The organism is Rugosimonospora africana (assembly GCF_016862975.1).
GTDB lineage: Bacteria > Actinomycetota > Actinomycetes > Mycobacteriales > Micromonosporaceae > Rugosimonospora > Rugosimonospora africana.
Genome location: NZ_BONZ01000015.1, coordinates 163,774 through 175,976, shown reverse-complemented (window position 1 = coordinate 175,976; position 12,203 = coordinate 163,774). Strand labels below are relative to the sequence as shown.

Genomic DNA, 12,203 nt, shown 5'->3' with positions numbered 1-12,203 from the left:
CTCAGTATGCCCGGGCGAGGTACGCCACCAGGTCGGGCTCCTCCTCGGAGTCGGGCACGCTGCCGTCGGCCCGCGTGAGGCAGCGAACGGTCACACCCTCGGCGTTGGCCTGAGCCTCGCCGTGCGCTCCGACGGCCGCCCAGGGCATCTTGGCCCAGCCGGTCGCGGCCGCCTCGATGGCCTCCTCCACGGTGGACACCTCGACGGTGCGCTCCAGGCGACTCGCCAGCGCGGCGTCGTAGAGCGACTGCTGGTCGGCCTCCAGGGCGGCGGCCACGGCCGAGGCCACCTCGCCGATCGGGGTCGGCGTCTTGCTGCCGTCGAGCCGCCGTACCAGCACCACATTGCCGGCCGCGAGATCGCGGGGGCCGATCTCCACGCGTACCGGATAGCCCTTCAGCTCCGCGTCCACGGCCCGGCGGCCGAACGCGGTGTCCACCCGGTCGTCGAGGGCGGCCCGGACGCCGGCGGCCCGCAGTTCGTCGCGCAGCTTGGCGGCGGTCGTCGCGACGCCGTCGCCCTCCTTGACCACCATCAGGTACGCCTGCACCGGCGCCACGTTGGGCGGCACCCGCAGCCCGTTGTCGTCGCCGTGGCACATGATCAACCCGCCGAGCATCCGGGTGGAGCTGCCCCAGGACGTGGTCCAGGCCATCTCCCGGCTGCCGGACGCACCGGAGAACGCGATGTCGAACGCCCGGGCGAAGTTCTGGCCCAGCTCGTGGCTGGTGCCCATCTGCAGCGCCTTGCCGTCGCCCATCATGCCTTCGAGGGTGTACGTGCTGGTGGCGCCCGCGAACCGCTCGCGCGCGGTCTTCCGGCCGACCAGTACCGGCATGGCCAGCACGCTGACCATGAAGTCCTCGTAGACCTCGTGCAGGATCCGCCGCGCGTATTCGCGGGCGTCCGCCTCGTCGACGTGCGCGGTGTGCCCCTCCTGCCAGAGGAACTCGGTGGTACGCAGCAGAACCCTCGGGCGCAGCTCCCAGCGCACCACGTTGGCCCACTGGTTGAGCAGCAGCGGCAGGTCCCGGTAGGAGTCCACCCACTTGGCCATGAACTCGCCGATCACCGTCTCGCTGGTCGGCCGGACCACGACCGGCTCGGCCAGCTGCTTGCCGCCGCCGTGGGTGACCACCGCCAGCTCCGGCGCGAAGCCCTCCACGTGCTGCGCCTCGCGCCGCAGGTAGGACTCGGGGATGAACAGCGGGAAGTAGGCATTCTGGGCGCCCGCGGTCTTGATCCGCGTGTCCATCTCGGACTGCATGCGCTCCCAGATGGCGTACCCGGCCGGCCTGATCACCATCGTGCCCCGGACCGGTCCGTTGTCGGCCAGCTCAGCCTTGGCGATCAGATCCTGGTACCACCGGGGGAAATCCTCCGCCCGGGGAGTGAGTACGCGTGCCATGAGCGCACATCTTAGCCAGCGGTCACAGCCCCCGGCGTCACTACCCGGCCGCGCAGAATGATCCGCTTCGGGTGAAGCAGTACCCGCAGGTCCTCCCGCGGGTCGCTGTCGTAGACCACCAGGTCTGCGAGGCCGCCCTCGACCAGGCCCGGGAAGCCGAGCCACTCCCGGGCGCCCCAGGAACCGGCCCGCAGGACATCGATCGGAGTCATCCCGGCCTGCTCGTGCAGCAGCAGCATCTCCTGGGCGGCCAACCCGTGGTCGATGCCGCCACCGGCGTCCGAGCCGACGTAGATCGGCACCCCGGCCTCGGCGGCCGCCCGTACCACGGCCGGGAAGCCCGCGGCCAGCGCCCGCATGTGCCGCGCGTACCCGGGGAACTTGTCGTCCGCCCGGGCCGCGATGGAGTCGAACGTCCGCACGTTGATCATCGTCGGTACGAGGGCGGTGCCCGAAGCCGCCATCAGGTCGATGAGGTCCAGGGACAGCCCGGTGCCGTGCTCCACCGAGTCGACCCCGGCGCGTACCAGCGTGGCCACCGCCTGCTCGCTGAACACGTGCGCGGCGATCCGGGCCCCGGCGTCGTGTGCCGCCCCGACCGCCGACCGCAGGGTCGCCTCGTCCCAGGCCGGGGCCAGATCCCCGGCACCCCGGTCGATCCAGTCGCCGACCAGCTTCACCCAGCCGTTGCCGGCACGGGCCTGCGCCGCGACTGCCGCGCCCACCCCCGCCGCGTCGACCTCCACGCCGACACCCCGCAGGTACCGCTGCGGTGCCGCGACGTGGCGGCCGGCCCGGGCCAGCCGCGGTACGCCGGGGTCGTCGTCCAGCTCCGGGTACGGGTACGGCGACCCGGCGTCCCGGATCGCCAGCACTCCGGCGTCCCGGTCGATGGCGGCCAGCGCCCGGGCCTCGTCGGCGCTGGCGATCGGCCGGCTGCCGGTGGCGATGCCGATGTGGCAGTGGGCGTCGACGAGGCCGGGCAGGATGAACCCGCCGGTCGAGACCGTGACGGCGTCGGGGACCGGGTCGGTGGTGACCCGGTCCCCGACCAGCCACAGGTCGCGTACCTCATCGTCGGGCAGGACCACTCCGCGTACGTGCAGCGCCATCCGCCCAGTGAACCCGATGCCGTACCGGCGTCACGACCCAGGTACCGCCACCGTCTTCACCCGGAGCACCTCGGACTTGTCGTACATCCGGTCGACCTTGTCGGGCAGGTGGGTCCAGGCGACCCGTACCTGGCCGTCGTCCAGCCACGCCATACCCTGGAAGTCGATCTCGCCGCTGTCCGCCACCGGCGGCCCCTGGTCGAGCAGCTGGTTCGTCTGCTTGCCGGTGTCCACGTTGACGAGGATGAGGCTCAACTGGTTGGCGTTGCCCATCAGCGGCCCGGCTACGGCGATCGCCAGCCAGCGTCCGTCCGGGGACAGCGCCAGATCCCAGAGGTTGCAGTCTTCGGACGGCAGCGTGCGCTGGACGGTCTGGGCACCGGACTGCCCGTCGAGCAGCCGCAGGTGGCAGGGCTCCGGTGGCGACGCGTTCGGGCCGCCCGCCAACTCGGCGAACCGCCCGCCGGCCAGTACCGCCCCGGCGTACAGGTCCGGCCAGTTCAGGATTCTCTGCTTGCGGGTGGACAGGTCCATCGCGATGACGTGCGAGTTGGCGTCGTACAGGTACACCCGCCGGTCGTCAGCGCCGATGAACCCGATCGCGTCGGTCTCGGTCATCGACCGTACCGACCCGTCCGGCCTCACCACCGCCACCCGCATCGGGCCCTGGTCCTTGGCCGGCGTGGGGCTGGCGTTCGGCCGGGACGGCGACGTGCCCTCGGGCGGGACGACGAGGCCGAGCGCCGCGAACCCGCCATCGGGCAGCGTGACTGCCTCCGCCACCTGCGGCATGCCGGGCACCACCCGGACGACCAGATGTCCGTCGGGCAGCACCTCGTCCAGGTCGTTCACGGGCTTCAGCCCGACCGGGCGTCCGTCGCTGCCCTCCCAGGACTGGGTACGGGGAACGAGAAACAACCTGGGGGCGGCGGGAGGGCCGGCCGCGACCGTCATCGGCGCCGGCCCGTTACCCGAGCCGACCAGTGCCACACCGCCGACCAGCACGGCCGCGACCAGGCCGGCGGCGACCCCGGCGGCCACGTGGCGGCGCTGTCGCGCGGTGCGTCGGCGGGCCACCGTGGCCGGGTCGGCTGGGTACCCGGGAAGCGCGGCGGCCGCGCGGTGCAGCAGTTCGATCAGCTCGACGTCGAGGTCGAGTTCGTCATCGGTGTGCATCACGCTTCCCCCTGGTCGGACAGGACGGCCCGCAGTGCGGCCAGCGCCCGGGCGAGACGGCTCTTCACCGTGCCCTCGGCGAGCCCGAGCAGCGCGGCGGTCTCGGCGGTGGACAGATCGAGCAGCACCCGGCAGACCACCACGGCGCGCTGCGGCAGCGGCAGCTCGCGCAGCGCGTCCAGGGCGACCGTGACCTGCGGATCGGGCACGGTACCGACGCCCCAGTCCGGCTCCAGGGGCCGTTCCCGGCGCAGCTTGCGCCACCACGAGGTGGCCCAGTTCAGCCCGACCCGGTATGCCCAGCCGCCCGGGTTGTCCAGGCCGCCGACGGTGTGCCAGCGGGCGCACGCGCGGGCCATCGCCTCGTCGGCCGCCTCGCGGGCGAGGTACGGATCGCCGAGCGTCAGCAGCAGCGCCCGGTACACCCGGTCGGACTGCGCACGGTAGAAGGCGTCGAACGAGTGGTCGTCGGGCCGGGGCACGCCGTCGCGCACACCGGCCCCCTGTGGAGCGGGCTGCCGCGCGACGCGGTCTGGCGCCCGGGTCATGGACACATCCATGCCAGGTACACGCCGGTGCCGGCGGTGTGGTTCCGGTCGATATCGGCGAACCGGCGCCGGGGCGTCAGTTGTCCTTCGGACGCCTGGTCAGCTTGCCGAAGTCGAGCTTCGGCGCCTTGAAGCCCGCGCCCGGGTCCAGGGCGCTCGGGTCCAGCCCCGGCGGCAGTTGGGGCATTCCGCCCGGGAACCCGCCGGGCAGGCTGCCGGACCGGGGCCGGCCGCCGCCCTTGGTGCCCTTGCGCTTGTTCTTCGGCGACTTCGTGGCCTTGCGCCGCCCCGGCAGGCCCATCATGCCGCCCATCTGCTTCATCATCTTCTGGGCCTCGGCGAACCGGTTGAGCAGCTGATTCACGTCCATCACGGTGACCCCGGAGCCGCGCGCGATGCGAGCCCGCCGGGAGCCGTTGATGACCTTCGGGTTGACCCGCTCGCCGGGAGTCATGGACCGGATGATCGCGGTGATCCGGTCGAAGTGACTGTCGTCGAGTTCGGCCAGCTGGTCCTTCACCTGGTTCATGCCGGGCACCATGCCGAGGATGTTGGCGATCGGCCCCATCCGGCGCAGCGCGGTCATCTGCTCCAGGAAGTCTTCGAGGGTGAACGCCTCGCCGCCGGTGACCTTGGCGGCCATCCGCTGCTTCTGGTCCTCGTCGAAAGCCTGCTCGGCCTGCTCGATGAGGGTCAGCACGTCGCCCATGCCGAGGATCCGGGAGGCCATCCGGTCGGGGTGGAAGACGTCGAAGTCCTCCAGCTTCTCGCCGGTGGACGCGAAGAGGATCGCCTGGCCGGTTACGTGCCGTACCGACAGCGCGGCACCACCGCGGGCGTCACCGTCCAGCTTGGACAGTACGACGCCGGTGATGCCCACCCCGTCCCGGAACGCCTCGGCGGTGGCCACCGCGTCCTGACCGACCATCGCGTCGACCACGAAGATGGTCTCGTCCGGGGTCACCGCGTCGCGGATGGCCGCGGCCTGCCCCATCATCTCGGCGTCGATGCCCAGGCGGCCGGCGGTGTCCACGATGACGATGTCGCGCATCGACCGCCGGGCGTGCTCGATCGAGTCGCTGGCCACCCGGACCGGGTCGCCCACGCCGTTGCCCGGCTCCGGCGCGTATACCTCCACCCCGGCCCGCTGGCCGAGCACCTGGAGCTGGTTGACCGCGTTCGGGCGCTGGAGGTCGGCGGCGACCAGCAGCGGCTGGTGACCCTGGCCCTTGAGCCAGCGGGCGAGCTTGCCGGCCAGCGTCGTCTTACCGGAACCCTGGAGACCGGCCAGCATGATCACGGTCGGCGGCTGCTTGGCGAACTGCAACCGGCGGGTCTCCCCGCCGAGCACGCCGACCAGCTCCTCGTGCACGATCTTGATGACCTGCTGCGCGGGGTTGAGCGCCTGGTGCACCTCGGCGCCGCGGGCCCGTTCCTTGATCGAGGCGATGAAAGCCCTCACCACCGGCAGCGCCACGTCGGCTTCGAGCAGGGCGAGCCGGATCTCCCGCGCGGTGGCGTCGATGTCGGCGTCGGACAGCCGACCCTTGCCGCGCAGCTTGGTGAAGATCCCGTTGAGCCGGTCGCTCAGCGTGTCAAACACGGTGCCTCATCCTCGATCTCGGATCCGGTGGGCGGGGCCGAGGCCCCCGACAAGGGTAACCGGCCCGCGCTGGCCGGGCTCTGCGGCGGACAGGCCCGGTTCCGGCCGGCGACAGGCCGGAGAAGCCGCGCCAATACGGACAAAGGTACCAAATCCCGTGCGCGTAGAAGGGGGCGCCGGCTCCGATCAGCCCGCGGCGGCCAGCACCGCCCCGGCCACCTCGGACCGTACCGTCGGATCGACCCACTGCCCGACCAGGTAGAACGCGTCCACGACGTCCCCGCCCAGCGTGGAGATCCGGGCCGCGCGTACGTCCGCGCCGACCTCCTCCAGCGCCCTGGCGACCCGGTACAGGAGGCCGGGCGCGTCCGCCGCGCGCAGTTCCAGGACGGCCGCGTCGGTCGCCGCGTCCCGATGCCACACCACCCGGGCAGCGGCGCCGCCGGGCCGGGACGCGCCGCGCCGGTTCAGCCGCTCCGGCAACTGCCCCAGGGCCGCCCGGCGCAGGTCCACCCGAAGCGCCTCGGCGTCCGGCAAGGCGCCGAACCGCGTCTGCACCGCGCACTGCACCAGCGCCCGCCCCTCCACCGAGGACACATCGGCGGTCACCACGTCGAGCCGGTGCAGGGTCAGGCATCCGGCCACCGCGGCGAGCAGGCCGCGCCGGTCGGTCGCCGCCACGGACACCCGGTCTCCGTTCACGTGTACCGCCGGCAGCGGGTCAGCGACCAGCGCGCGGTCGGGCACCGGGGCGGGCGGCACCTCGCCGGTGTCCAGAGTGGACCGGACACGGTCCACAAGGGACGCCACCAACCGGCCCTTCCACCGCGACCACGCGCCCGGCCCGGTCGCCGCGGCATCCGCCCTGGTCAGCGCGTACAGCAGGTCCAATGTGGTCACGTCGCCGACCGCGTCGGCGACTCGCCGGATGGTGACCGGGTCGGCCAGATCCCGCCGGGTCGCCACGTCCGGCAGCAGCAGGTGCAGCCGGACCAGTTTCTCCACCATCGCGACGTCGTCGCGCGGCAGGCCGATCTCGGCCGCGATGCGCGCCGCCACCGGCGCGCCCAGCACGCTGTGGTCGGGCGGCGTTCCGGGAGGATGCGGAGACGGCAAGCCCTTGCCGATGTCGTGCAGGAAAGCCGCCAGGACAAGGAGATCGGGCCGGGCGACCTCGCGGGTGAACGCGCTCGCCTCGGCCGCCGCCTGTACCAGGTGACGGTCCACTGTGTACAGGTGCACCGGGTTGTACTGCGGATGCCCCCGTACCCGGCTCCACTCCGGCAGCCAGCCGAGCACCAGCCCGTACCGGTCGCACGCCTCCCAGGTCGGCACCAACCCCGTACCCGACCCGAGCAGGGTGAGCAGTGCCTCGCGGGCGGCCGCCGGCCAGGGGGTGGACGGCGGCGGGCAGAACGCGGCCAGCCACTCCAGCGTCGGACGCGCGATCGGCAGCGTGGCGTTCGCCGCGGCGGCCGCGACCCGCAGTGCCAGGCTGGGATCCGGGCGCGGCGCGACCGCGGCCCGGGCGAGTACCGCCTCCCCGTCCTGCTCCACCACGTCCCGGCCGATCGGCCGCCGGGTCGGCGGGCCGGCCGGACGGCTCCACCGGTCGATGGCCCGCCAGGCGTCGTCGACCGCGTACGCGACGGCACGCGCGTCCTGAGCGATGCGGCGCAGCAACGCGTCGCCGTCCGGCAGGTCGAGCAGGCCCGCGACGGCTTCCCGGTCCTGGGCGAGGAGCCGGTCGACCCGCCGTCCGGCGGTCACGTGCAGCGCGTCGCGGACGTCGAGCAGCCGGGTGTGCGCCGCGCGCACCGCCGGCCGGGCCGCGTCCGCCACTCCGGCCATCCCCACGCCGCGCAGGATCGCCACGTCGCGCAGGCCGCCCCGGGCCTCCTTGACGTCACCCTCCAGCAGGAAGGCCAGCTCGCCGTGGGTCTGCCAGCGGGACGCGGTCACCTCGCGCAGGGCCGGAAGCGTGTGAGCGGCGCTCCGCCGCCACTGTTGCGCCGCCTCCGCGCGCAGCCGCTGCGCCAGCGCCGGGTCACCGGCGAGGTACCGCAGGTCGAGCAGGCCCAGTGCGACCTTGACGTCCTGCCGGGCCACGGCCAGCGCCTCGGGGACGGTACGCACCGAGTGGTCCAGACCGACCCGGGCGTCCCAGATCGGGTACCAGAGCGCGTCGGCGAGGCTCCGAACGTCTCCGCCACCATGCAGCAGCACCAGGTCGACGTCCCCGTACGGCGCGCACTCCCGCCGGCCCAGGCCGCCGACCGCGACCAGGGAGATGCCGCTGACGTCGGGCAGCAGATCGGCCAGCCAGGCGTCGAGCGCCGCCGCACGCTCCTCGCGTGCGGCGGCGCCCACCGTCTTGCGGTCGATCACCTGTCGCGGCTCAGAGCGCGTCGAGCCCACGTTCACCGGTCCGAACCCGGATCACCTCTTCCACCGGCGTGACCCAGACCTTCCCGTCGCCGATCTTGCCGGTACGGGCGGCGGTGACGATGGCATCGACCACCTTGTCCACGTCGATCTCGTCGGTCACAACCTCAACCCGGATCTTGGGCAGGAACTCCACCGTGTACTCCGCGCCGCGGTAGACCTCGGTGTGCCCCTTCTGCCGGCCATAGCCCTGCACCTCGCTCACGGTCAGTCCGGCCACGCCGAGGGCGTGCAGTGCCTCCTTGACCGCATCGAGCTGGTACGGCTTGATGACCGCGGTCACCAGCTTCATGCTCAGTCCCTCCATCGCCAAGACGTTAACCGGCTACCTTCTCGGACTCCGGCTCCTGGGCCGGTGCGGGGATGTCGGACTTCGGCGCACCGATCCCGGCCAGGGCGAACGCGCCGCCCCCGGTGGCCGCCGGCGAGAACTCGTACGCGCTCTCCGCGTGCTCGGCCACGTCGATGCCCTCGACCTCGACCTCGGTGCTGGTACGCAGGCCGACGGTCTTGTTGATCACGGTACCGATCAGGTATGCCACCCCGAACGAGAACACCGACACGATCGCGCTGGCCAGCGCCTGGCGCCACAGCTGGCTGACGCCCCCGCCGTAGAACAGTCCGTCGTGCTTCACGTAGCTGCTGATCGCCCCGCTCCCGAACAGACCGATCCACAGCGAGCCGACCCACCCACCGGTGAAGTGCACTCCGACCACGTCCAGCGAGTCGTCGAAGCCCAACCTGTACTTCACGCTCACCGCCATCGCGCAGATGGCGCCGGCGACGAGGCCGAGCAGGATGGCCGCGTACGGCGCGATGTAGGCACAGGCCGGGGTGATCGCGACCAGGCCGGCGACCGCGCCCGAGGAGCCGCCGACCATCGTCGGCCGGCCGTTCTTGCGTACCCACTCCACGATGATCCAGCCGAGGAACCCGGCGGCCGTCGCGACCTGGGTGTTCACGAACGCGAGCGCGGTCAGGTTGTCGGCGGTCAGCTCGGAGCCGGCGTTGAACCCGAACCAGCCGAACCACAGCAGGCCGGCGCCCAGCGCCACGAACGGGACGTTGTGCGGCTTGAAGCTCTCCTTCGGCCAGCCGACCCGCTTGCCGAGTACCAGCGCGAGGCCGAGCGCGGCCGAACCGGCGTTGATGTGCACCGCGGTACCACCGGCGAAGTCCAGCGCCCCGATCTTCGTGGCGATGAAGCCGCCGCCCCAGATCCAGTGCGCCACCGGCACGTACACGATGGTGAACCAGCCGAACGCGAACAGCAGCCACCCGCCGAACTTCGTCCGGTCGGAGATCGAGCCGCTGATCAGGGCGACCGTGATGATCGCGAACATCATCTGGAACGCGAGTACGACGTACGTCGGTATCCCGGTGGTTCCCCACAACTCGGTGGCGAACGTCTTGTTGCCGAGGTACTGAGTCCAGCTACCGATGATGTTGTTGGCACCCGTGCTGGAGTTGGTGCCGAACGCGAACGAGAAGCCGTAGACGAGCCAGAGAACGGAGACGAGCCCGATACAGGAGAAGCTCATCATCATCATGTTCAGTACGCTCTTCGAGCGGTTCAGGCCACCGTAGAAAAACGCCAGCCCCGGAGTCATGAGCAGTACAAGCGCGGACGAGGCCAACAACCAGGCGGTGTTGCCCGTGTCAAGCGTCGGTGGATCAGCGAGCAGCACGCTGCCCTCCTCGGTGTGAGTTCCCTCCCTCCGGCGGCGGCAGCGTCGCCCGATCGCCGGTTGGGCGGAACTCTCGCTCCCCGCTGTTTCGCGCACGGTCTCTGCTCGGTTACCGGGCCGTGACGTGATGTTTCGTACGTGTGAAGAAACGCTCACCGAGTGCCAACTCGGCGAGCCGCCGGGGAGCGGGGAGAACTCAGCGCAGCGCGTACTCCAGGACGTTTCGCTCGTAGTCGATCAGCCGTAGGTCGCGCATCGGGCGGCGGAGGTGTCCCTTGTGCACGATCCGGACGAAGGCCGGATCGCCGGCCGCCGCCATGCGCCGGATGCCCTCCACGTGGTCCACGATCCGCTTCCGGATGGTGCGTACCAGGCGGTGGCGATCCCGGTTCATCAGCCCGTACGCGTCGGCGAACAGCCGGAGCCGGCGCGGCCGGTCCGGGCGCCGCCAGCCCAGCGTGTACGAGTCCCGGTCGGAGAACAGCGGTACCCACGTCCAGGCCGCGTACGCCACGTCGTAGATGCGCGCGCCGGGCGAGCACAGGTCGAAGTCGATCATCGCCAGGGTGCCGTCCGGCCGCCAGATGACGTTGTGCGGCGCGGCGTCGTGATGGCAGATCACTTCCGTGTCCGGCGGGGGCGGCCCGAACGAGCGCCACACGGCGCCACGCTGCGGGCGGAAACCGTACTGCGCGTCGTGGAACATCCGCAGCATCCGGGCCACCGCCACCAGCGCCTCGTCGGTCACCCAGTCGGGGCCCAACGGGTACGAGCCGCACTCGCCTTCCAGGTAGGACAGCACCTCTCGGCCGCGCTCATCGACGCCGTACACCCGGGGTGAGCCGGTGAAGCCGACGTACTCCAGATGACGCAGCAACGCGTGCACGGCCGGGGTCCACGGACCGCAGCCACGCCGTACCGTGTCACCCACGCGCACCACCGTGCTGGTGTTACCACCCAGCAGCGGGATCTCCTGTTGCGTCAATCCCCATCCAAATCGCCGACGGCACTCATCGTCACCGGTCCCCCGAGGCTACGCGTTCGTACCAAGCAACGCGTCGACAAACGCCTCGGGCTCGAACGGCGCCAGGTCGTCCGGGCCCTCGCCGAGACCGACGAGCTTGACCGGGATGCCGAGATTTCGCTGTACCGCGATCACGATGCCACCCTTCGCCGTCCCGTCGAGCTTGGTCAACACGACCCCGGTGACGTCCACCACCTCGGTGAACACCCGGGCCTGGGTGAGCCCGTTCTGCCCGGTGGTGGCGTCCAGGACCAGCAGCGTCTCGTCGACCGGGCCGTGCCGCTCCACCACCCGCTTGACCTTGCCCAGCTCGTCCATGAGGCCCACCTTGTTCTGCAGCCGCCCGGCGGTGTCGATCAGCACCGTGTCGGTGCCCGCCTCGATCCCCCGGCGTACCGCGTCGAACGCGACCGCCGCCGGGTCACCGGCCTCCCGGCCCCGGACCACCTCGGCCCCGACCCGCCCGGCCCAGGTGGCGAGCTGGTCGGCTGCCGCCGCCCGGAACGTGTCGGCCGCGCCGAGCACGACGGTGTGACCGTCCGCGACCAGTACCCGGGCGATCTTGCCGCAGGTGGTGGTCTTGCCGGAGCCGTTCACGCCGACGACCAGCAGGACGGCGGGCCGGCCGTCGTGCGGGGTGGCCGCGAGGCTCCGGTCCAGCTTCGGGTCCAGCGCCCCGACCAGTTCCTCCTTGAGCAGCGCGCGCAGCTCGTCCGCGGTACGCGTGCCCAGCACCCGGGTCCGCTCCCGCAGCCGCTCGACGATCTCCCGGGTGGGCTCCACGCCGACGTCCGCGGTGATCAGGTTGTCCTCCAGCTCCTCCCACGCGTCGTCGTCCAGCCGGTCCCGGGAGAGTACGGCGAGAAGACTTCGGCCCAGCGCGTTCTGGGACCGGGACAGCCGGGAGCGCAGCCGCACCAGCCGCCCGGCGGTCGGCGCGGGCGCCTCGACGGTCGGTGGCGCGACGACGTCCACCTCCGGCTCCACGACCACCGGTGGCTCGATCACCACCGGCGGCGCGGCCGTGGTGGGCGGCGCCGCCTCGGTCGGGGGTGCCGGCGGCGCCGTGGTGGGGCCCCCGGGCGGTGGCGGCTGCTCCGGTGGCCGCCGGGAGAGCTGGCCGACCACGAGGCCGAGGCCGACGACCAGGACGACGGCGAGCACGATCAGGACGTAGACGTACCACTGCATGACAGAAA

10 protein-coding genes are annotated in these 12,203 nt (G+C 72.0%); all 10 read right to left on the bottom strand.

What is annotated here, in order from left to right; translation table 11 throughout:
• Window position 1: 1 nt before the first annotated feature.
• Window positions 2–1,408 (bottom strand): proline--tRNA ligase, encoded by a 1,407-nt coding sequence (gene proS / locus Raf01_RS08980; protein ID WP_203917279.1) that lies wholly within the window; start codon window positions 1,406–1,408, stop codon window positions 2–4.
• A gap of 11 nt (window positions 1,409–1,419) precedes the next feature.
• Complete coding sequence (locus tag Raf01_RS08975; RefSeq protein ID WP_203917278.1) at window positions 1,420–2,520, bottom strand: amidohydrolase family protein; 1,101 nt, start codon at window positions 2,518–2,520, stop codon at window positions 1,420–1,422.
• Window positions 2,521–2,550: 30 nt separating this feature from the next.
• Window positions 2,551–3,696 (bottom strand): YncE family protein, encoded by a 1,146-nt coding sequence (locus tag Raf01_RS08970; protein ID WP_203917277.1) that lies wholly within the window; start codon window positions 3,694–3,696, stop codon window positions 2,551–2,553.
• Window positions 3,696–4,244: an RNA polymerase sigma factor gene (locus Raf01_RS08965; RefSeq protein WP_203917276.1), complete on the bottom strand. Its 549-nt coding sequence runs from the start codon at window positions 4,242–4,244 to the stop codon at window positions 3,696–3,698. The genes Raf01_RS08970 and Raf01_RS08965 overlap by 1 nt, the downstream gene beginning before the upstream one ends.
• 76 nt (window positions 4,245–4,320) lie before the next feature.
• Window positions 4,321–5,847, bottom strand: coding sequence for a signal recognition particle protein (gene ffh / locus Raf01_RS08960; RefSeq protein WP_203917275.1), 1,527 nt, complete (start codon window positions 5,845–5,847; stop codon window positions 4,321–4,323).
• A 186-nt stretch (window positions 5,848–6,033) separates the two neighbouring features.
• On the bottom strand, window positions 6,034–8,271 hold the full coding sequence (locus Raf01_RS08955; protein WP_203917274.1) for a [protein-PII] uridylyltransferase: 2,238 nt from the start codon (window positions 8,269–8,271) through the stop codon (window positions 6,034–6,036).
• A complete protein-coding gene (locus Raf01_RS08950; RefSeq protein ID WP_203917398.1) occupies window positions 8,246–8,584 on the bottom strand; it encodes a P-II family nitrogen regulator in 339 nt (112 codons plus the stop codon). Before Raf01_RS08950 ends, Raf01_RS08955 begins: the two co-directional genes overlap by 26 nt.
• A gap of 25 nt (window positions 8,585–8,609) precedes the next feature.
• On the bottom strand, window positions 8,610–9,977 hold the full coding sequence (locus Raf01_RS08945) for an ammonium transporter (protein WP_373319508.1): 1,368 nt from the start codon (window positions 9,975–9,977) through the stop codon (window positions 8,610–8,612).
• Window positions 9,978–10,176: 199 nt separating this feature from the next.
• On the bottom strand, window positions 10,177–10,965 hold the full coding sequence (locus tag Raf01_RS08940; RefSeq protein WP_203917273.1) for an aminoglycoside phosphotransferase family protein: 789 nt from the start codon (window positions 10,963–10,965) through the stop codon (window positions 10,177–10,179).
• A 48-nt stretch (window positions 10,966–11,013) separates the two neighbouring features.
• Window positions 11,014–12,195: a signal recognition particle-docking protein FtsY gene (gene ftsY / locus Raf01_RS08935; RefSeq protein WP_203917272.1), complete on the bottom strand. Its 1,182-nt coding sequence runs from the start codon at window positions 12,193–12,195 to the stop codon at window positions 11,014–11,016.
• Between the last annotated feature and the right edge of the window lie 8 nt (window positions 12,196–12,203).

Coding starts and splice junctions, on each gene's coding strand:
- proS (WP_203917279.1), bottom strand. CDS start 1,408: ATGGCACGCGTACTCACTCCCCGGGCGGAGGATTTCCCCCGGTGGTAC.
- Raf01_RS08975 (WP_203917278.1), bottom strand. CDS start 2,520: ATGGCGCTGCACGTACGCGGAGTGGTCCTGCCCGACGATGAGGTACGC.
- Raf01_RS08970 (WP_203917277.1), bottom strand. CDS start 3,696: ATGCACACCGATGACGAACTCGACCTCGACGTCGAGCTGATCGAACTG.
- Raf01_RS08965 (WP_203917276.1), bottom strand. CDS start 4,244: ATGACCCGGGCGCCAGACCGCGTCGCGCGGCAGCCCGCTCCACAGGGG.
- Raf01_RS08950 (WP_203917398.1), bottom strand. CDS start 8,584: ATGAAGCTGGTGACCGCGGTCATCAAGCCGTACCAGCTCGATGCGGTC.
- ftsY (WP_203917272.1), bottom strand. CDS start 12,195: ATGCAGTGGTACGTCTACGTCCTGATCGTGCTCGCCGTCGTCCTGGTC.